This window comes from Pseudomonas sp. NPDC089569 (assembly GCF_050280625.1).
GTDB lineage: Bacteria > Pseudomonadota > Gammaproteobacteria > Pseudomonadales > Pseudomonadaceae > Aquipseudomonas.
The window spans coordinates 37882-55774 of the sequence record NZ_JBNNVQ010000010.1 but is presented as its reverse complement, the minus strand read 5'-3'; the positions used below and the strand labels follow the sequence as shown (position 1 = coordinate 55774).

At 57.8% G+C, this 17893-nt stretch carries 15 protein-coding genes; 6 read left to right on the top strand and 9 right to left on the bottom strand.

Features of this window, described 5'->3' with window-relative positions; translation table 11 throughout:
• Nucleotides 1–84: 84 nt before the first annotated feature.
• The 3 genes from ACQKP2_RS07370 to ACQKP2_RS07360 all read right to left on the bottom strand — a co-directional run bounded on the left by ACQKP2_RS07370 (nt 85) and on the right by ACQKP2_RS07360 (nt 4475).
• Complete coding sequence (locus ACQKP2_RS07370) at nt 85–1524, bottom strand: aldehyde dehydrogenase family protein (RefSeq protein ID WP_427575594.1); 1440 nt, start codon at nt 1522–1524, stop codon at nt 85–87.
• Between the two features lie 312 nt (nt 1525–1836).
• A complete protein-coding gene (locus tag ACQKP2_RS07365; RefSeq protein WP_427575593.1) occupies nt 1837–3387 on the bottom strand; it encodes a fumarate hydratase in 1551 nt (516 codons plus the stop codon).
• Between the two features lie 242 nt (nt 3388–3629).
• Nucleotides 3630–4475 carry an EamA family transporter gene (locus ACQKP2_RS07360; RefSeq protein ID WP_427575592.1) on the bottom strand — a complete coding sequence of 282 codons (846 nt, stop codon included), beginning with the start codon at nt 4473–4475 and terminating at the stop codon, nt 3630–3632.
• Between the two features lie 107 nt (nt 4476–4582).
• Here ACQKP2_RS07360 and ACQKP2_RS07355 point away from each other — a divergent pair, with 107 nt between their 5' ends.
• The gene (locus ACQKP2_RS07355; RefSeq protein WP_427575591.1) at nt 4583–5059 is read left to right on the top strand and encodes an Lrp/AsnC family transcriptional regulator; all 477 of its coding nucleotides are present in this window, start codon (nt 4583–4585) and stop codon (nt 5057–5059) included.
• Nucleotides 5060–5282: 223 nt separating this feature from the next.
• Here ACQKP2_RS07355 and ACQKP2_RS07350 read toward each other — a convergent pair whose 3' ends face one another.
• From ACQKP2_RS07350 to ACQKP2_RS07340, 3 genes are all read right to left on the bottom strand, one after another.
• Nucleotides 5283–5600: a hypothetical protein gene (locus ACQKP2_RS07350; protein ID WP_427575589.1), complete on the bottom strand. Its 318-nt coding sequence runs from the start codon at nt 5598–5600 to the stop codon at nt 5283–5285.
• Between the two features lie 269 nt (nt 5601–5869).
• A complete protein-coding gene (locus ACQKP2_RS07345) occupies nt 5870–6631 on the bottom strand; it encodes a glutamine amidotransferase (protein WP_427575588.1) in 762 nt (253 codons plus the stop codon).
• Nucleotides 6632–6678: 47 nt separating this feature from the next.
• Complete coding sequence (locus ACQKP2_RS07340; RefSeq protein ID WP_427575586.1) at nt 6679–7380, bottom strand: aspartate/glutamate racemase family protein; 702 nt, start codon at nt 7378–7380, stop codon at nt 6679–6681.
• A 34-nt stretch (nt 7381–7414) separates the two neighbouring features.
• Between ACQKP2_RS07340 and ACQKP2_RS07335 the strand changes: the two genes are divergently transcribed.
• Nucleotides 7415–8392 carry a LysR substrate-binding domain-containing protein gene (locus ACQKP2_RS07335; RefSeq protein ID WP_427575584.1) on the top strand — a complete coding sequence of 326 codons (978 nt, stop codon included), beginning with the start codon at nt 7415–7417 and terminating at the stop codon, nt 8390–8392.
• 226 nt (nt 8393–8618) lie between these two features.
• Here the strand turns inward: ACQKP2_RS07335 and ACQKP2_RS07330 are convergent, their stop codons facing one another.
• The 3 genes from ACQKP2_RS07330 to ACQKP2_RS07320 are packed head-to-tail and all read right to left on the bottom strand — an operon-like array spanning nt 8619 to nt 12144.
• Entirely contained in the window at nt 8619–10010 is a 1392-nt protein-coding gene (locus ACQKP2_RS07330) for an aspartate aminotransferase family protein (protein WP_427575582.1), read from the bottom strand.
• Between the two features lie 20 nt (nt 10011–10030).
• Entirely contained in the window at nt 10031–11503 is a 1473-nt protein-coding gene (locus ACQKP2_RS07325) for an NAD-dependent succinate-semialdehyde dehydrogenase (RefSeq protein ID WP_427575580.1), read from the bottom strand.
• Between the two features lie 38 nt (nt 11504–11541).
• On the bottom strand, nt 11542–12144 hold the full coding sequence (locus ACQKP2_RS07320) for an amino acid synthesis family protein (protein WP_427575579.1): 603 nt from the start codon (nt 12142–12144) through the stop codon (nt 11542–11544).
• A gap of 144 nt (nt 12145–12288) precedes the next feature.
• On the opposite strand from ACQKP2_RS07320, the gene ACQKP2_RS07315 reads away from it, so the two are divergent.
• The 4 genes from ACQKP2_RS07315 to ACQKP2_RS07300 all read left to right on the top strand — a co-directional run bounded on the left by ACQKP2_RS07315 (nt 12289) and on the right by ACQKP2_RS07300 (nt 17878).
• The gene (locus ACQKP2_RS07315; protein ID WP_427575578.1) at nt 12289–14082 is read left to right on the top strand and encodes a helix-turn-helix domain-containing protein; all 1794 of its coding nucleotides are present in this window, start codon (nt 12289–12291) and stop codon (nt 14080–14082) included.
• Between the two features lie 182 nt (nt 14083–14264).
• On the top strand, nt 14265–15236 hold the full coding sequence (locus ACQKP2_RS07310) for a flavin reductase family protein (protein ID WP_427575577.1): 972 nt from the start codon (nt 14265–14267) through the stop codon (nt 15234–15236).
• A 25-nt stretch (nt 15237–15261) separates the two neighbouring features.
• Nucleotides 15262–16773, top strand: a complete 1512-nt coding sequence (locus tag ACQKP2_RS07305; protein ID WP_427575575.1) for an aldehyde dehydrogenase — start codon at nt 15262–15264, stop codon at nt 16771–16773.
• A gap of 40 nt (nt 16774–16813) precedes the next feature.
• Nucleotides 16814–17878 carry an LLM class flavin-dependent oxidoreductase gene (locus ACQKP2_RS07300; RefSeq protein WP_427575574.1) on the top strand — a complete coding sequence of 355 codons (1065 nt, stop codon included), beginning with the start codon at nt 16814–16816 and terminating at the stop codon, nt 17876–17878.
• The last annotated feature ends 15 nt before the right edge of the window (nt 17879–17893 follow it).

The following is a 17893-nucleotide window of genomic DNA, read 5'->3' as shown; positions in this document are numbered from 1 at the left end:
GCGTGTTAACACGACCTGTAATGAGTGGCAGGCAGAGTGCTCACGCCGCTGTTGGCGCGAGCGCTCCGGGTCGATGCGGTAGCGTCAGAGTGCCGATTGATTGATCAGCTTGAGCTGGGTGTAGGCCAGTACGCCTTCGCTGCCGCCTTCATAGCCATAGCCGCTGTTACCCAGGCCACCGAGTGCGACATCCGGGAGGGATGGGGCTGTTTGGTTAATGCCCAGGTTGGAGGCATTGATCTTCGCCACCACCTCGTTGCGAACCCGTAATGAGTCACTGAACAGGTAGGCGGCGAAGGCGTAAGGCGCGGCGTTGGCGTGGCTAAGCGCCTGCTCGAGAGTTGAAATCTTTTGTACGGTGGCGATAGGGCCGAAAGGTTCCTCGAAAAGGATCTTCGCGTCCGCAGGCACGTTACTGAGGATGGTCGGCTTGAAGAAAAAACCAGGCCGGTCGAGCTGATAACCACCGGTCTCGATCACCGCCCCCTTGCTGACGGCATCCTCGATCAGTGCCTTGAACTCTGCGATGCGGCCCGCGTGAGCGACCGGACCGAGGGTCGTGCCGTCTTCGAGGCCGTGACCGAGTTGATACGATTCGGCTTTTTTCACCAGGCCTTTGACCAGTTCGTCGTGCAGACCTTCATGAACCAGGTAGCGGGTGGGGGCCACGCAGGACTGGCCGGCGCTGCCGAACTTGGCGGGTGCGGTGACCTGAATTACCTGTTGTGGGTCGGCGTCTTTCCAGACGATCACCGGGGCATGACCTCCAAGCTCGAACACTGAGCGTGTCAGGTTTCGCGCGGCCTGGGCTGCCAGCAACTTGCCGACATGGGTGGAGCCGGTGAAGGAGACGACTTTCACTGCAGGTGCGCTCAATAATTGCTCGCTGACAGCGGCTGGATCCCCGTACACGAGATTCACGACACCGTCCGGGAGCCCGGCATCGACCAGCGCACGAATGATCACGGTGGCGCTGTAGGGGGTAAATTCCGAAGCTTTGAGCACAACTGTGCAGCCTGCGGCAAGGGCGGCGCCGAGCTTGCGGGCGATAAGTACGGCAGGGAAGTTCCAGGGAGTAATGGCTGCCGCGACGCCCAGAGGGGTCGGTACCGACAGGCGAGTACTGCCCTCGGAAATCCCGGTGTGGACCTTGCCGAATACGCGGGAAGCCTCTTCGCCATTCCAGGCCAAGGCTTCGATGGTGCGCCCGGATTCACCATAGGCATCAGCTTTGGTCTTGCCGCCTTCGAGCAGCAGTGCGTTGGCCAACTCATCGACCCGATCGGCCAGCAACGCGGAGGCTTTCTTCAGCAGTAGTCCGCGTTGTACCGCGGGGACCTTGCTCCAGGTCGCGAACGCAACGTCGGCCGCTTGGATAGCTGCATCTACTTGAGCCGCAGTGGCCAGGCTGACGATGCCGAGAACTTCGCCGTTTCCGGGGTCCACGTTGTCGCGCTTGCCCGCGATGCCCTCTTGCCATTGGCCGTTGATGAATAGATGTGCATTCAGGTTCTTAGCAGGCATAGCAGACTCCGAAATAGCGATCGATGGGCGGCACAGAGGTCGTATGGGCGCCTGTGACGGCAGCGGGGGATGAGATTTGGCAGATGGGGTATGGATGTTGTGCCTTTGATTTCATCCGTGTAGTTGATTCTACACAACGCTTTTCAAATGACAATAAGATGATAAAAATGTATTTCTTTTGGAAGGTATTTTTCGATTGGTCTTTTTGTTTGTGGCTGGTATTGAGAGCGCTTGCTAATGCTTTTCATCACGCCTAAAGCCGCCATAGGTCTGCTGTGGCGGCCGCTTTCAGGAGTGATGACTTGGGAAGGGTCAGGCTTTACTTCGCAACAGGATTTTTTCCTGCCAGAACTTCGGACCGCTCTGATGGACCGCGGTACCGTTGCTATCCACTGCGACGGTGACGGGCATGTCCTTGACCTCGAATTCGTAGATCGCCTCCATGCCCAAATCCTCGAAGGCCAGCACGGTGGAACGTCGGATTGCCTGAGCCACCAGATAAGCCGCGCCGCCGACGGCCATCAGGTATACGGCCTTGTGATCCTTGATCGCCTTTATGGCGTCCGGACCACGCTCGGATTTGCCTATCATGCCCAGAAGACCAGTCTGTTCGAGGATCTGGCGGGTGAACTTGTCCATGCGTGTGGCGGTGGTCGGGCCGGCAGGGCCCACTACTTCATCACCCACCGGGTCCACCGGGCCGACGTAGTAAATGAAACGGCCCTTTAGATCGACCGGCAACGTTTCACCGCGGTTGAGCATCTCGGCCATGCGCTTATGTGCGGCATCGCGGCCAGTGAGCATCTTGCCGTTAAGCAACAGGGTTTCTCCGGGCTCCCAGCTTTGCACGTCCTTTGGAGTCAGGGTATCGAGATTGACACGACGGGCGCTTGGGCCAGCCTCCCAGACGATTTCGGGGTAAGCGTCCAGAGATGGCGCCTGAAGTTCGGCCGCACCGGAGCCGTCGAGCTCGAAGTGCACGTGACGGGTGGCAGCGCAGTTGGGGATCATCACAACCGGCAGTGAGGCGGCGTGAGTCGGGTAGTCCATTATCTTCACGTCAAGCACGGTAGTCAGGCCGCCCAAGCCCTGGGCGCCGATGCCGAGTTGGTTGACCTTCTCAAACAGTTCCAGACGCAGTTCTTCGACTCGATTCTGCGGGCCTCGGGCCTTAAGTTCATGGATGTCGATGGGGTCCATCAAGGATTGCTTTGCCATCACTGCAGCTTTTTCTGCAGTGCCTCCAATGCCAATACCGAGCATCCCCGGTGGGCACCAACCGGCACCCATGGTCGGGACGGTTTTGAGTACCCAGTCAACGATCGAATCAGAAGGGTTGAGCATCGTCATTTTTGATTTGTTTTCCGAACCGCCGCCTTTGGCGGCAATATCGATCCGCACTGTGTTACCAGGAACGAGTGAGTAGTGAATGATCGCCGGGGTGTTGTCTTGCGTGTTTTTCCGGCTGCCCGCAGGGTCGTTGACAATTGAGGCGCGCAAGACGTTTTCCGGCAGACCATAGGCTCTACGTACCCCCTCGTTGATGAGGTCATCGAGGCTTGTACTCGGGTCCTCCCAGCGCACCGCCAGACCGACACGAACGAATACGGTGACGATGCCCGTGTCCTGGCAGATCGGACGCCGCCCAGTAGCGCATAAGCGCGAGTTGATTAGTATTTGGGCCATCGCGTCGCGGGCCGCAGGTGACTCTTCGCTCAGGTAGGCCCCATGCAAGGCTTCGATGAAGTCCACGGGATGATAGTAGGAGATGTATTGCAGGGCGTTAGCGACGCTTTGGATCAGGTCGTCGCTACGGATGGTTGTGCCCTCATCGGCAAATACGGCTGGCTCGGTACAGTGCATGGCAAATCCTCGAATTCCGCGCTTCGGATAATGTTGCCATGATGACGTTGACAGTATTTTTCAGCTTTTGCATTTCTTTTGGAAGGTAAATAAATAATAAATCTTTCGAGTGCGATTGTTTTTTGTGTTTTAGGTGTTTATTGAGACGCTTCGGTTCATGCCCAACGTCTACCGACTCCTCATTATTGAATCATCCAATCTGCTTGGCAGCCCGAGTAGGCATTGAGCTCGCAGCCGACGTATTACTTCCTGCGGCCAATCAAGGCTGCTCCGGCACAAGCTCCAGCTATAGCAGTAATCCCTGCGCATTGGATCGGATTCAAAGTTTCACCCAGTATCAGCCATCCGGCGACAGCTCCTGCTGCTGGAGATGCACTGAGCAATACGCCAAATACACTGGGGGGTAGATGATGCATAGCGAACATGTCCAGCAAGAATGGAACAGTGCTGGAGAGCAGGGCAATACTCAGCCCCACAGCCAACACATGGGGGTCCAATAATTGGCTGCCAGCCTGGATTGTGCCCAGCGGTACACCGAGTAAGGCTGCCACCAACATCCCGCTGGCAACCGCTTGTTTACCGTGGATAGCCACCCGCGTACCGAGCGATACATATAAGCCCCAAGCCACAGCAGCCGCGAGTGCGAACGCGACACCTCGCAAATCGAGACCACCATTTCCGGCGCCCCAGGGTAATAGGATGAGTCCGATGGCTGACAAGGCAATCCAGAGAAAATCGGTGCGACGTCGGGATGACAACAGTGCAACAGACAGCGGGCCGATCACTTCGATCGATACCGCGATCCCTACCGGAATGTAAAGAAATGCCCGGTAGATCAGCAGGTTCATCAACCCCATCATGATTCCGTAGCCCAGCAGATCCGCAATATTTGCCTGACGCCATATTGTCCAGGGGCGCAGCAGTACCAGTAAGATAAGCGCGGACATACCCAGTCGAAGTGCAGCAACACCCTCCGGCCCCACCAAGGGAAAAATGGCTTTGCCTATCGCGGCGCCTGATTGGACCGAGACCAGCCCTAACAGGGCAGCGAGAATAGGAGCGTGAGCTCCGGGGTTGTCTGTACGCATGGAAATTTCCAACAAGGCTCTGGGCGAGATTTTAGTCTGCGATCCCTGTCGAAAATGCTGAAAATTGAAACGCCAAACGAGTGATTTGCTCTATTCGGGTTTGAAAAATGAATGAAATGACAAAGCGAGTGCTCGACACCTTCGATCAAGCAATCCTGCGAATGCTGCAAAAGGACAACAAGATGTCGCAGCGAATGATCGCAGAGGCTATTGGGCTTTCCACACCTGCGGTTCAACGCAGAGTCGCCCAAATGGAGGCGAGTGGCGTCATTCTTGCGAATACAGCTGTCATTGATCCGTCGAGCGTGGGCCAACATGTCACTGCAATTGTTGAGTCACGGTTGAGAGACGACGGCTCTGTAGTCATGGACCGCGCTAAGCGCTATTTTGCGAGCGTGGCAGAGGTGCAGCAGTGCTACTTCGTCAGTGGAGGGGTATCGTTCATTATCGTGATGGTTGCCCGAGACGTCGCACATTTCGAAAAGCTTGTGACGCAACATTTCGCAGACAACGAAGATATCCAGACCTACCGTACCCTTATTGTTCTAGACAAGGTGAAGGTAGGGCTCGCTTTTCCGATTTAGGGTGAGTTGCCACGGGTTTGATAGAAACAATTGAGTGGCTGCTTTTGGTCTATCTCTGCACTCGTCGGCGGGCAAAAAACGGCCAAAAGCGGACAACGGGGTGGCGCAATTCCACGCACGCCCACAGACTACTCAGCAATTCCTAACGCAGTTAGGCGTCTGCAATTGGCCGGATTCAACCGGTCGACGCAACTTATTGTCTGAATCGTTCAGCCGGGCATTTTCAAGCATTCACAACGATGCAAAAAAGCAGCTTGATATCGGTAGTCTCGTTCTGGAGTTCGTGTTCCTTTTGCGACAGGGTCATGGATGCTTTGGTCCAGCTATACACCTCTGATGAAGAAAGCGCTGAAGTGTCAGTGGTGCCTTGGTGCATGTCGGAATGTCCCAATCTACCGTCTGGGTAGCTTAACCATCCCTCCCAACCCATCAGAATAGCGCCAGTTGCCTCCAGAAGTTGCAAAGCTGTAATCGCGTGGGGATAGGGAAGAACCAGTTCGCTTTGAGATACTGATAGCCTTTGCAATTCAGCCAGGGTCATCGGGATATCCTTGTGTCATGCGTTCGGTGTTGGATGTGGAGCTAGATCAGTTCAAGAGGAGAAGGCCTAGCCGACTGAGCGCGCATACAGGCTATCAATGCATCACAGTATCGTCAGCTTTTGGCCGAATGCGGGACCTGTATGAAGGACAGCTAATTGCCGCTCTCTGCCGATCACCATCTGCGGAAACCGGCCACAAGTGGTCAATCACGTATGGACTTGATCGATCCGTAACGGTCATGCCGACAAGTGAGAGATTGGAAAAACATTCATCGTGAGCTGACGGTTAATTCTTGTGGATTAACCACCGTCTTCATCAAGGCTAGCTCAACGAAACGACAAAGAACGCCTTGTGCATATGACGTCTCCCGGAGCTCGCTCAACAAATGGGCCGGATCGCGTTGTTCGCTGATTAGGAGTGTCTTGCGGCGCCGTATCAAGGCCGCTAGATGATCGGGTGTGAACTCAGGGTGAAACTGGGTCGATATCGCATTGCGACCATAACGCACAATCTGGTGCGGATCGTGATTCGAACGAGCCAAGGCAACAGCATTAGCAGGAAGCTGCAAGATCGTCTGCTCATGGGTCAGATGAGCGGCGAATTGATCAGGCCACTCGCTCAACATTTCATCCAGTGCGGCAGCAGGAAGCAGGCTGATAATCTCACAGCCTATCTCCCGCCCCCCCGGGTGATAGCCCACCACGCCTCCCAATGCATGAGCCATCAGCTGATGGCCATAACACACGCCGAACAATGGCATTTCAATCGCCATGGCATCGCGAATCCACTCAGCCACGTATTCGCTCCATGGTTCGCGGTCGGTGACCATTGACCAAGAGCCGGTGATGATGGCCACACTATCGGTCCGAGGAGGAGGCAACCGCTCGCCCTCGAAGGTACGGATCACATGAGCCTGATCGGGCGAAACTCCAAGAGCGTTTCCAAACCAGGCTGGGAGATCACCAAGTTGAGAACGAATGTCTTCGGGAGGCGTACCGACCTGAACGATGAGAAGCCTGGGATGATTCAACTTTGGGGACCGTTAATGTGGATGAGGGCATGTTAGCGGGGATGCGATTAGCGGGGTAAATCACCCAGTGCAAACTCAATCCCAGACTCAACATGGATGGCGGTCGAGTCGAAACCTGGAAGCGGAAGTTTATCGGTCTCCAGAATCAAGCAAATCTCTGTACACCCGAAGATGATGGAGTCGGCACCTTCAGCTTTCGCTTGCTCAATCAGAGAGACAAGTACCTCTCGCGACTCCTCCCGCACGACTCCCAGGCTGAGCTCGTTGAAAATAATGTCGTGGATCAGGCCTCGTCCTTCGGTGTTGGGAACGATGACGTCGATTCCTTGATTCTTCATGCGGGCAGGATAGAAGCCGTTTTCCATGGTGTATCGTGTCGCAATCAATAATGGCTTACGGTGGCCTGCTGCCTTGAGACGCTCGGCCACAACATCGACGATGTGGATGAAGGGCAGCGACGTCGCGGCAATTACGGCGTCTGCTACCAGGTGCATGGTGACAGCGCAAATCATCACACAGTCAGCACCTGCTTTTTCCAGGCTGCGCGCCACGTCAGCCAGTTGCTGCCCGGCTTCTTCCCATTGACCAGATTTCTGCTTGTCCACAATGGTCTGGAAATCCACTGAATGCAGCAGTACCTGTGCTGAGTGCAAGCCACCAAGACGTTTGTTGATGCCTTGATTCAGCGCCCGATAGTAAACCGCTGACCCTTCATAGCTCATACCACCAATCAGACCAATCTTACGCATGCGACTCTCTCCAGCCTCAACCAGGCTTGCCGACGTGTGGGAAGCATCGAAAGCAACCCTCTATTTCGTCAAAGTGTATGCTGTCGGAGAATTCTCCAATAATGAATTATCGGTATACAGGATTCTCGAATTGAGAAACTTAGATCTAGACTCCCTGCAGATCTTCAAAGCAGTAGTTGATTATGGTGGCATCACCAATGCAGCGGTCCAGCTCAACCGAGTGCAGTCCAACATCACTACCAGAGTGAAGAACCTGGAAGAACGTCTAGGGGTGGCGCTTTTTCATCGCCAGGGCGGAAAGCTGATTCCGTCTGACGAGGGCAAGTTGCTGCATCAATATGCTGAAAAACTACTCCGCCTCTCCAGCGAAGCTGAGACTGCACTCAGGCGTGGCTCACTACAGGGCACGCTGCGAATCGGCACACTGGAGAGCACTGCTGCAGCGAGGTTGCCTCCACTGCTGTCGAGCTACCATGAGCGCTTTCCCGATGTCCAAATTGAACTGGTGTCCGGCTCATCTGATTCGCTGATCGCCCAAGTACACCGAGGTGATATAGAGGCAGCGTTCGTATCAGATCCTTTCAAGACCGCTGGCTTGGATAGCCAAGAAGCCTTCGTTGAAGAGCTCGCCCTGATCGTCGCCAAAAACAGCGCCGTGCTCAATGCTCGAGAGCTTCAAGGCTCGACAATTATCGCGTTCTCCAGCGGCTGTTCGTACCGGCGCATACTTGAGAGCTGGCTGCAAACCTGCGAAATCGTCCCAACCAAGTTCTTGGAGCTGGCTTCTTACCATGCGATTTCAGCTTGCGTAGCAGCCGGAACGGGTGTGGCGATCATGCCGCGGTCAGTGCTCAAGGCTGTTCAAGTGGAGACCCTGGTCAGGGCGTTGCCGTTACCACCAAAAGTGGCACGCGTTCGAACACGTATCATCTGGCGCTCTGGCCACGACTCAAGCGCGCTGCACGCCTTACTTGGTGAGATTGCCAGACACAATGGGGTGGAATCGTCATAGAGGTAGCGGAGAGCGTTCAGGTAGATCTGAAATCGAGACGCGGGTAATTGGCTCAGAAAATGGGGTGTGGTTCAGCCACGCTGGCCATTAACTGGTGCCAAATGAAAAAACCACCTGTTATGAACAGGTGGTTTTTGATGCTTGCTCGACGGATCAGTTGATCAGCTAGTCATAAATCTAACTAAGCAGATTATCGACCTGTGTGATCAGATAAGAACTCCACGGCTTATAGCTTTATCTCGTCCATTACGCTCAATACGGCCTTATGCGCGATATCGATGATCTGGTCGACTTCCTCGCGGGTGGTAACCAGCGGTGGAGCGAAACCGAGAATTTCACCATGAGGCATTGCGCGGGCAATCAGATTACGGTCGCGGGCGGCCTTGGAAATGCGCGCACCGACCTTTAGGGATGGATCGAAGCGTTTCTTGGTGATCGGATCTGCAACGAACTCTATGGCCGCCATCAGCCCCACGCCGCGCACTTCACCAACGATTGGTAATGAGGCGAAGGTTTCCTGCATGGACTTCTGGAAATACTCGCCGACTCTTGCTGCGTTGCCCGGAATGTCTTCCTGCTCGACGATATCCAGTACGGCATTGGCAGCCGCCACACCGATCGGATGACCGGAATAGGTGTAGCCGTGGGAGAACGCCCCCACCTTGTCCGCGCCTTCCTCCATGACCTTGTACACCTTCTCGCCGACGATGGAGGCAGAGAGGGGGGCGTACGCTGAGGTCAGGCCCTTGGCCACGGTAATCAGGTCCGGCTCGATGCCGTATTTGTCGCAGCCGAACATGGCGCCGGTACGGCCGAAGCCGGTAATGACTTCGTCGGCAATCAGCAGGATGTCGTACTTTTTCAGGATCGGCTGGATTGCTGCCCAGTAACCGGCCGGTGGCGGGGTGATGCCGCCCGTGCCGAGCACCGGTTCAGCAATGAACGCGCCGATGGTATCTGGGCCTTCGCGCAGGATCATCTCCTCTAACTCGTGTGCACGACGGTCCGCGAACTGCTGCTCGGTCTCGCCTGGTTCCGCGCCCCAGTAATAGTGCGGTGCGCCGGTGCGCAAGATGCCAGAGACCGGCAGGTCCATGTAGTCGTGGTAGAACGACATGCCGGTCATGGACCCCGACACGACCGAGCAACCGTGATAGCCGCGATCACGGGAGATGATCTTTTTCTTCCTCGGCAAGCCACGCAGGTTGTTGTAGTACCAGACCAACTTGGCCTGGGTTTCGTTGGCGTCGGAACCCGAAAGGCCATAGAACACCTTGCTCATCTTGCCTGGGGCCATCTTCACCAAGCGATCAGACAGACGCGCCAGTTCGTCGGTGGTGTGTGCCGCATAGGAGTGGTAGTACGCCAGCTTGTGCGCCTGACGGGAGATGGCCTCTGCCACCTCGGTTCGACCGTAGCCTACGTTCATGCAGTACAGACCGGCGAACCCATCGATGTATTGGCGCCCGGTCGCGTCGGTGATGGTGATGCCCTTACCGGTCTCGACGATGGTCGGGTCGCCCATCTTGCCGGAGGCGAAGTCCTTCAGGTGGGTGAACGGATGCAGTACAGCGCCACGATCCTGGGCAGAAATGAGGTCAATCTTTTGCTGGTCCATTGTTGTTCTCCTGTTATTGATCAAAGGCCGCCGACGCAGACGTATTTAAGTTCCATGTACTCGGCCAGGCCATGCTTCGAACCTTCCCGGCCCAGGCCGGACTGTTTCCAGCCACCGAAGGGAATCGGCGCGCCGGTGAATCGGGCGGTGTTGAGCGCGACCATGCCGTACTCCAGTTGCTCGGATACCCGTGCCGCGCGCTTCAGGTCATTGGTGTAAACGTATGCCGCCAGGCCGTACTCGGATTTATTGGCGCGCTGAACCACTTCCTGCTCGCTGTCGAAAGGCAGGATCGCCGCGACAGGGCCAAAGGTTTCTTCAAACGCGATGTCCATTTCATCGGTGACATCTGCCAGCACGGTCGGCAGGACGAAGTTGCTGCCCAAGTCGTGATCCAGGCCGCCGCACGTCAGTCGTGCACCCATCGAAATAGCATTGCCAATATGGTCGCGGCATTTGTTGGCAACGCTTACGCGGGTCATCGGGCCGATGTCCACGCCGTCTTCCAGGCCGTGACCGACACGCAGCTCAGCGGTCAGACGGGTGAACTCGGTGACGAAGGCGTCGTAGTGGCTTCGGTGCACATAGATGCGGTTCGCGGCCAGGCAGTCCTGGCCGGAAGTGGCGAACTTGGCACCAATGCAGCCGCTGGCCGCTTCTTTCACGTCGGCGTCTCCGAAGACAATGAAAGGTGCGTGGCCGCCCAGTTCGAGCGAGACTTTCTTCACTGTATCTGCGGACTGGCGTAGAAGGATCCGGCCGACTTCGGTTGAACCGGTGAAGCTGAAGGCGCGAACCTCGGTGCGCTGAAGCAGCTGCCTGGAAAGTTTCGGCGCATCACCGGTGATCACCTGGAACACACCGGCCGGGAAACCGGCTTCTTCGGCGAGCCTTGCAAGGGCGAGGGCGGACAGGGGCGTTTCCGGTGCCGGCTTGATGATCATCGGGCAGCCGGCGGCAAGGGCCGCACCTGCTTTACGGGTGATCATGGCGCTCGGAAAATTCCACGGAGTCACAGCAGCCGTTACACCTATTGGCTGGAGCTTGGTCAGGAGCTGGCTGTCCGGCAAATGGCTTGGGATCGACTCTCCGTAGCTGCGTTCGCCTTCTGCTGCGAACCACTCAAGGAAGTTGGCGCCGTAGTTGATCTCTCCCAGGGACTCGGCGTAGGGCTTGCCTTGCTCGGCCGACATGATTGTCGCGAGGTCTTCGCGATGCTCACGGGTCAGCGCGGCCCATTTGCGCAGCAAGGCTCCACGCTCGCTCGGCAGCAGTGCACGCCAGCTGACGAAGGCTTCGCTTGCCGCATCTACCGCACGATCGATCCAATGCTCGTCGCAATGTGCGACTTGGGCGATGACCTCGCCCGTCGCAGGATCCGTTACGGCGAGGCGTTGTTCGCCATTGATCCACTGCCCAGCTATGTAGGCACGGTGCTCGAGGAGGTCAGGACGATTCAACCGTTGTAGAGCGGCTGTGGCGCGATTGTTCATTGTTGTTAGCCTCAGTTTTTCCGTCGCGGATGTTTGGGTCATGCGGGGCTGGCAGCACGCTCGCGCTCTGCTGCAATCTCCTCCAGATCCTTGAATCGATCACCAATGCGCGGGTGGACGCGTCCACCGTCATTGGCTCCAATGGCGACAACAATTTCGTCTGGTCCAGGTGCATCGGCGATCTGGAAGGTGGACGTGATGAAGTGCGAGCGCTTACCAGTCTCGGATTTGTGAATCATCGGGACGCTCAGTAGCGCGCCGGCACCCACCCGGGTGTTGATGAAGCTGAGAAAGGCCGTGCCGTCCACGGCCTCGCGGTAGACATCGCCAAAACGCAAGGTATGGATCAGGGCTGCTGCGTGCTCGATCTCACCCGAAGTGCCTACTACCGCAGCTTTGCCATAAGCCTGCACGCGCTCCTTGGGCATGTGAGCCACCAGCTCCGCTGACATCAGTCGCCCCAATTCCGGAGCCAGACGAACGACCTCAGGGCGCAGGTCCTCGACGAATCCCTGGCCAACCCAAGGATTGCGTAATACGGCCGCGACAATCACTGACGTGATTGGCTGGGATGCGTCCTTGCCGCCTTCCTGAAGAGTGGTTTCGATAAAGGTCACGATTTTGCGGATATCAGCGGGCATCAAAGCCTCCAGAACTATGGGTTAGCTGGCATTGGTGACCATGCTATTCACTGATTTCGGAGGATTCTTCCATCGAACCATCGCAAGATTCTGTTATTTTTCCTCTGATTCGATTAATCGTCAGAGGTGGGAGAGGAGCAGTCGATGCCTGAACAACAAGAAAAAATCACGGCGTTGCGGCGGGTAGCGAGCCAGATCAGCTCAGATGAAGACCTGGAGTCGTTGCTTGGCGAGTTGACCCGCTCTGCCTGTCAGCAGGGCGGCTGGGACCTGGGATCTGTCATGTGCATTGACCTGGCCCACGGCTACGGTGTGGTGATGGCGCGCTATGAAAGCAGCCGTCTACCGCAGAAAATGCAGGATCGCTGGGAGCTGGCGACCAGCCCCTCGTTGATCGCGCTGCAGGATGGCGAGCCGGTCTATATTCGCGATGCCCAGCACACCACACGCTTCCCGGGGTACCGGCGTGACGCCTTGGCTCGTAACTACCGCACTGTACTGGCCCTGCCGATGCCCAGCAGCGATGCCGAAGGCCGGCCGATGGTGCTGACCGTCATCTCGCGTTCGGTGCGGGAGGTGGCGGAGGAGGACTTGACGTTCATGGCAGCAGTGGTCGATCTCGGCGCGATAGCCGTGGATCGCGCCCATCGGCGTCGCGCGCAATTGGAGGCTAATGAGCAGTTGCAACGTATCCTCGGTTCGCAACGTTCGCTGTTGCGCAACGTGCTGGCCGGCAATTCATTGCAAGACTTGGCCGCAACCCTGGGTGAGTTGCTGGGCGGCGCGGTCATTGTGGCAGACTTCTCCGCCGGTGACCTGGTGGGTTCTGCCTCGGCGTTGCCGGCGCTGTACGACGATGCACAATGGACGCGTTGGTTGGCGGGTAACGGCGGGCGCGAGCTACTGGGCTTCGTTCATGACACTCTGCAGCACCAGCGTAACGGGCAGGTGATGCTGCCGCTTGAGGGCGATCACCGGGTGGCGGTGCACATCGAGGCGCTGACGGTGGATGATGAGCAGGTCGGGGCACTACTGGTCATGGGCGATACGGAGCCGGACACCCTGCGCAAGCTGTTGTTGGAGAACGCCTGTTTCGCCTTGAGCGTGCAATTGATGCGTAGCGTTATCCGCTACCGCTTCGAGACTCGTACCTTGACCGAGTTGTTTTCCGAGATCGTCGAGCGGCGTTTTCGCGACCCAGAGGATGTCCTCGCCCGTGCCCGGCGCCTGGGCCTGCCGTTGACCGCGCCTTTGCGCATGTTGGTGGTGGATTTTGCCGGCCATGGAGGCCATAGCAGCAACCTGATGCTCGAATGCAACCGTCAGGTCACGGGCCTTGCCAAGCAGTTGCAAGTGCCCATGCACATGGTCACGCTGGGCAGCGGCCTGGTTTGCCTGCTACCGGAGGATGCTGCGCAGGTATCGGTGCAGGGGCGCTTTGGCCGGCGTATCGCCGATGCCCTTGGGCGTGTGCTGGGCCATGAGCCGATCGTGGTGCTGGGTGAGGCCTTCGAGGGGCTTGAGCCCTTGGTCGTTGAGTGGGAGCGCTGTTGGCGGATGATCCGGGTGGCGCGCGAATACGGGCGTAGCGGCATGCTCGAAATGCCCGACCTCGGCGCGCTACCTGTGCTGATCGGTGCCGCCGACGCCACCGATGTTCGGCATTTCGTGAGCGGGACTCTGGGTAAGCTGATCGAGTACGACAAACGTAATTCGTCGCCTTACCTCGAAACTGTGACGGCGTATCTTCGTTCGGGGTGTCGCAGCCAACTGACGGCGGATGCAATGGGACTGCACGTGACGACGCTGCGCTACCGACTCGCACGCATTCAGGAGCTGTTCGGGCTCGACTTCGATACGCCGGAGCGGCGATTCAACCTGGAGCTGGCGCTGCAACTGCATCAGCTGACAACCGGTGGCAATTCTGGAAATAAGTGAGGGGAGGGCTGCGCGTGCAGCCTTTACCAAGCAGTTTTCGAGCGTTAAACAAACCAACTGGCGCTCCTCTTAAACAGAGAAAAAATCGTCAGTTGCTCCTCCTATGAGTAGGAGGAAACCCTCCTGTCATCATCCCTATAGTTCACCTCAATCAATGCAACGGCATTCTTGAGGTGAGTGACATGCAGACCGTTGAACACGAATACAAGACGATAGATCCCGTGGCTTTGCGCCGCGCCTTCGGTACCTTCGTCACCGGGGTAACAGTGGTGACGACTCGTGACGAGCATGGCAGCCCCAGGGGCATGACTGCCAATTCGTTCACCTCGGTCTCTCTCGACCCCGCGTTATTGCTGGTGTGCATTGGCAAAGGTGCGGCGAGCTACCCGGTGTTCCTCGAGGCTGAGAGCTTTGCCGTCAATCTGCTGCATGAAGGGCAGGTGGGGCTGTCCAACGTGTTCGCTTCCAAGGCCGTCGATAAATTCGACACGGTCAGCCACGTTGCGGTGCACACCGGGGCCCCGGTACTCACTGACTGCCTGACCTGGTTCGACTGCTCGGTGCATCAGTGCATTGACGCCGGCGATCACATCATCCTGCTCGGCCGAGTCCAGGCGTTCGGTACCAGCCCCGAGGCGCCGCTGGGTTTCTGCCGCGGCCGCTATGCCCAGGTCAAGGACCCGCTGCCTCCGGGATGGTTGTCGTCCAGCGACATGATCACCGGCTACTTGATCGAATCCGAAGGGCGCCTGCTCCTGGCCGAGGATGGCAAGGGTGGCTGGGTCCTCCCGACCGCATCGCGTCGGCTCAAAGGCGGGCGCCTGCCACTGTCCGCAGGTGGTGAATTGGCCCTGCTGCCCGATGACACCTTTCTCTATTCGGTGTTCGACACTGCCGACAACGACCCGGGCTACCTGATCTACCGCGCCAAGCTGGCCGATCTGCTGATGGGCAGTGTACTGCCCGCGTCGCTGCACTTTTTCAACCTCGATCAGTTGCCCTACGAAGCCATTGCTTCCCACGAAATCCGCGCCATGTTGCAGCGTTATGCGCGTGAGACAGAGCGGGGCAGCTTCGGCATCTACATGGACTCTCAGGAAGGCGGGCGTGTCGCAATGATCGGCAGCGCCCAGAGCTGGGATAACGCCTGCTGAATTTGATATCAGGAGTAAAACAACAATGCGAACCACACTGGATAGCTTGCAAGGCTCTCGGCAACAACTGTTTATCGACGGGCAGTTTACTGCCGCCCACAGCGGCGAATTCCTGCCCAGCTATGACCCAACTACCGGGCAATCCTGGTACGAATTCTCCCAGGCGGATGCCCAGGACGTCGATGCCGCAGTCCGCAGCGCACAGGCTGCGTTGAAAAGCCCTGCCTGGCGTCGCATGACTCAGACCGAACGCGGCAAACTGGTACGCCGGCTGGGTGAGTTGGTGGCGGACCATGCCGATGAGTTGGCACGCATCGAGTGCCGTGACAACGGCAAACTACTCAAGGAAATGGTTGCGCAGATGCGTGGCCTGCCGGACTCGTTCTATTACTTCGCCGGCATGGCCGACAAACTGCAAGGCGACACCATCCCGGTTAACAAGCTCGACGCGCTGAACTACAACCTGCGCGAGCCGATTGGTGTTGTCGCCATGATCACCCCCTGGAACTCGCCGCTGATGCTGCTCACCGGCACGCTGGCGCCGAGCCTGGCGATCGGCAACACCGTTGTCATCAAGCCTTCCGAGCACACCAGCGCCTCGACTCTGGCGTTGGCAGAGCTGGCCATCGAGGCCGGCATTCCCCCAGGCGTGATCAACGTGGTGACTGGCGATGGTCCAACTACCGGCGAGGCGCTCAGTCGCCATCCCGGTGTTGCCAAGCTGGTATTCACCGGCAGCACCGCCACCGGCCGCAAGATTGCCGGCAATGCTGCGCAAAACCTGGTGTCATGCCAGATGGAGCTGGGCGGCAAGTCTCCCCACGTGGTATTCGCCGACGCCAATCTGGAGCAGGCGGTCAATGGCGTGGTCGCCGGTGTGTTCGCCGCCGCCGGGCAGACCTGTGTCGCCGGCTCACGCTGCTTCGTCGAGGCTTCAATCTACCCGGCGTTCATTGAGGCACTGGTTGAGCGCACGCGACGCATCAAGGTCGGCCACCCGACCCTGGAGAACACGGATATCGGCCCGTTGGCTCTGTCCGCACAGCTGGAGAAGGTCGAGCACTACGTCGACTCGGCAATTCGTGAAGGGGCCCGTGTTGCCGTCGGCGGTCGGCGCGCGGCTGAAGCGGCGCAAGACGGTGGCTGGTATTTCGAGCCAACGGTGATCGTCGATGCGCGCAACGACATGCGCTTCATGCGTGACGAAATTTTCGGTCCGGTGGTGGGGGTCATTCCTTTCGATACCGAAGAGCAATTGATCGAGCTCGCGAACGACACCGAGTACGGCCTGGCTGCCGGTGTCTGGACTCGCGACATCAGCCGCGCCATGCGCTTCGCCCGCGACGTCGACGCCGGCACGGTGTGGATCAACACCTACCGCTCAACGGCCTACATGTCTTCCAACGGCGGCATGAAAAACAGCGGCTACGGCACCCGTGGTGGCTTCGAGGTGATGCGTGAGTTTTCGCGGCTGAAGAACGTGCTGGTCGATTACTCCGAAACCCTGCAGGACCCCTTCGTCATCCGCCTGCGCTAAGCGCGCTGTTGCCGACCCCATACGACTGGAGATAACAACAATGAAATTTGCAGTTTCCCTGAGCATGGAGCGCTTCAACCCTGAAGAGCTCATGAGTGACAAGATCCAGAACTTCCTCAAGCTGGTGCGCATGGCTGACGAGGGTGGCTTCGAGACACTGTGGACCGCCGAGCACCATACGCTCGAGTGTACTATCTCGCCTAACCCGTTCATCACGCTGACCTGGCTGGCCCAGCACACACAGAATATTCGCCTCGGCACCTCGACCTTGGTGGCTCCCTACTGGTCGCCTATTCGCTTGGCTGGCGAGTCCGCGCTGTGCGACCACCTCACAGGTGGACGTCTGGAGTTTGGCATTGCCCGCGGCGCCTATCAGTACGAGTTCGATCGCATGGCCGGCGGCATCCCTCAGCAGGAAGGGGTGGCGTACATGAAAGAGTTGCTACCGGCGGTGAAGAAGCTCTGGCAGGGTGATTACGCCCATGACGGTCACTACTGGAAATTCCCGGTGGCTACCTCTGTGCCTAAACCGCTGCAGCAACCGCATCCACCTATCTGGGTGGCGACACGTGACCCGTCGAGCTTCGACTGGGCCGTCAGTGTCGGCGCTAACATACTGTCCACGCCACTGTCGGCACCGGCATCCGAAGTCGTCGTGCTTGGCGAAAAGTTCCGCAAGGCAGTGGCCGACCATCCCGAGGTCCCGCGTCCGCGCTTGATGATGCAGCGCCGTACCTGCGTCTATGACCGCGAACAGGACTGGGAAGTGGCCGTGCGTCACAGCATCGACTATGGCCGAGCCTTCGAGAACCTGATGCAGAACATTGGCACCGTCAACAATGGCTTCCCGGAGGCTGTGCCTTACGAGTTGGTGGCCAACCGTGACAGCTATAACCCTGAAGCAATCCGCGAGAACCTGATGTTCGGGACACCGGACGAGGTCATTCGCAAACTTGAGCTGTATGAGGCCCAAGGTGTCGATCAATTCTGCCTGGGGCTGGCCTTCAACCTGCCGTTCGAACTGCAGGAGAAAACCCTGCGACTGTTCATCGACGAAGTCATGCCGCATTTCGCCCGCCGCGATGCTGTGCGCCAATCCGCTTGAGACGGAGCAGGGGAA

What these genes read in the sequence shown, in the direction of transcription:
- ACQKP2_RS07370 (WP_427575594.1), bottom strand. Translation starts at nt 1,524, where the DNA reads ATGCCTGCTAAGAACCTGAATGCACATCTATTCATCAACGGCCAATGG.
- ACQKP2_RS07365 (WP_427575593.1), bottom strand. Translation starts at nt 3,387, where the DNA reads ATGCACTGTACCGAGCCAGCCGTATTTGCCGATGAGGGCACAACCATC.
- ACQKP2_RS07360 (WP_427575592.1), bottom strand. Translation starts at nt 4,475, where the DNA reads ATGCGTACAGACAACCCCGGAGCTCACGCTCCTATTCTCGCTGCCCTG.
- ACQKP2_RS07355 (WP_427575591.1), top strand. Translation starts at nt 4,583, where the DNA reads ATGAATGAAATGACAAAGCGAGTGCTCGACACCTTCGATCAAGCAATC.
- ACQKP2_RS07350 (WP_427575589.1), bottom strand. Translation starts at nt 5,600, where the DNA reads ATGACCCTGGCTGAATTGCAAAGGCTATCAGTATCTCAAAGCGAACTG.
- ACQKP2_RS07340 (WP_427575586.1), bottom strand. Translation starts at nt 7,380, where the DNA reads ATGCGTAAGATTGGTCTGATTGGTGGTATGAGCTATGAAGGGTCAGCG.
- ACQKP2_RS07330 (WP_427575582.1), bottom strand. Translation starts at nt 10,010, where the DNA reads ATGGACCAGCAAAAGATTGACCTCATTTCTGCCCAGGATCGTGGCGCT.
- ACQKP2_RS07325 (WP_427575580.1), bottom strand. Translation starts at nt 11,503, where the DNA reads ATGAACAATCGCGCCACAGCCGCTCTACAACGGTTGAATCGTCCTGAC.
- ACQKP2_RS07320 (WP_427575579.1), bottom strand. Translation starts at nt 12,144, where the DNA reads ATGCCCGCTGATATCCGCAAAATCGTGACCTTTATCGAAACCACTCTT.
- ACQKP2_RS07315 (WP_427575578.1), top strand. Translation starts at nt 12,289, where the DNA reads ATGCCTGAACAACAAGAAAAAATCACGGCGTTGCGGCGGGTAGCGAGC.
- ACQKP2_RS07310 (WP_427575577.1), top strand. Translation starts at nt 14,265, where the DNA reads ATGCAGACCGTTGAACACGAATACAAGACGATAGATCCCGTGGCTTTG.
- ACQKP2_RS07305 (WP_427575575.1), top strand. Translation starts at nt 15,262, where the DNA reads ATGCGAACCACACTGGATAGCTTGCAAGGCTCTCGGCAACAACTGTTT.
- ACQKP2_RS07300 (WP_427575574.1), top strand. Translation starts at nt 16,814, where the DNA reads ATGAAATTTGCAGTTTCCCTGAGCATGGAGCGCTTCAACCCTGAAGAG.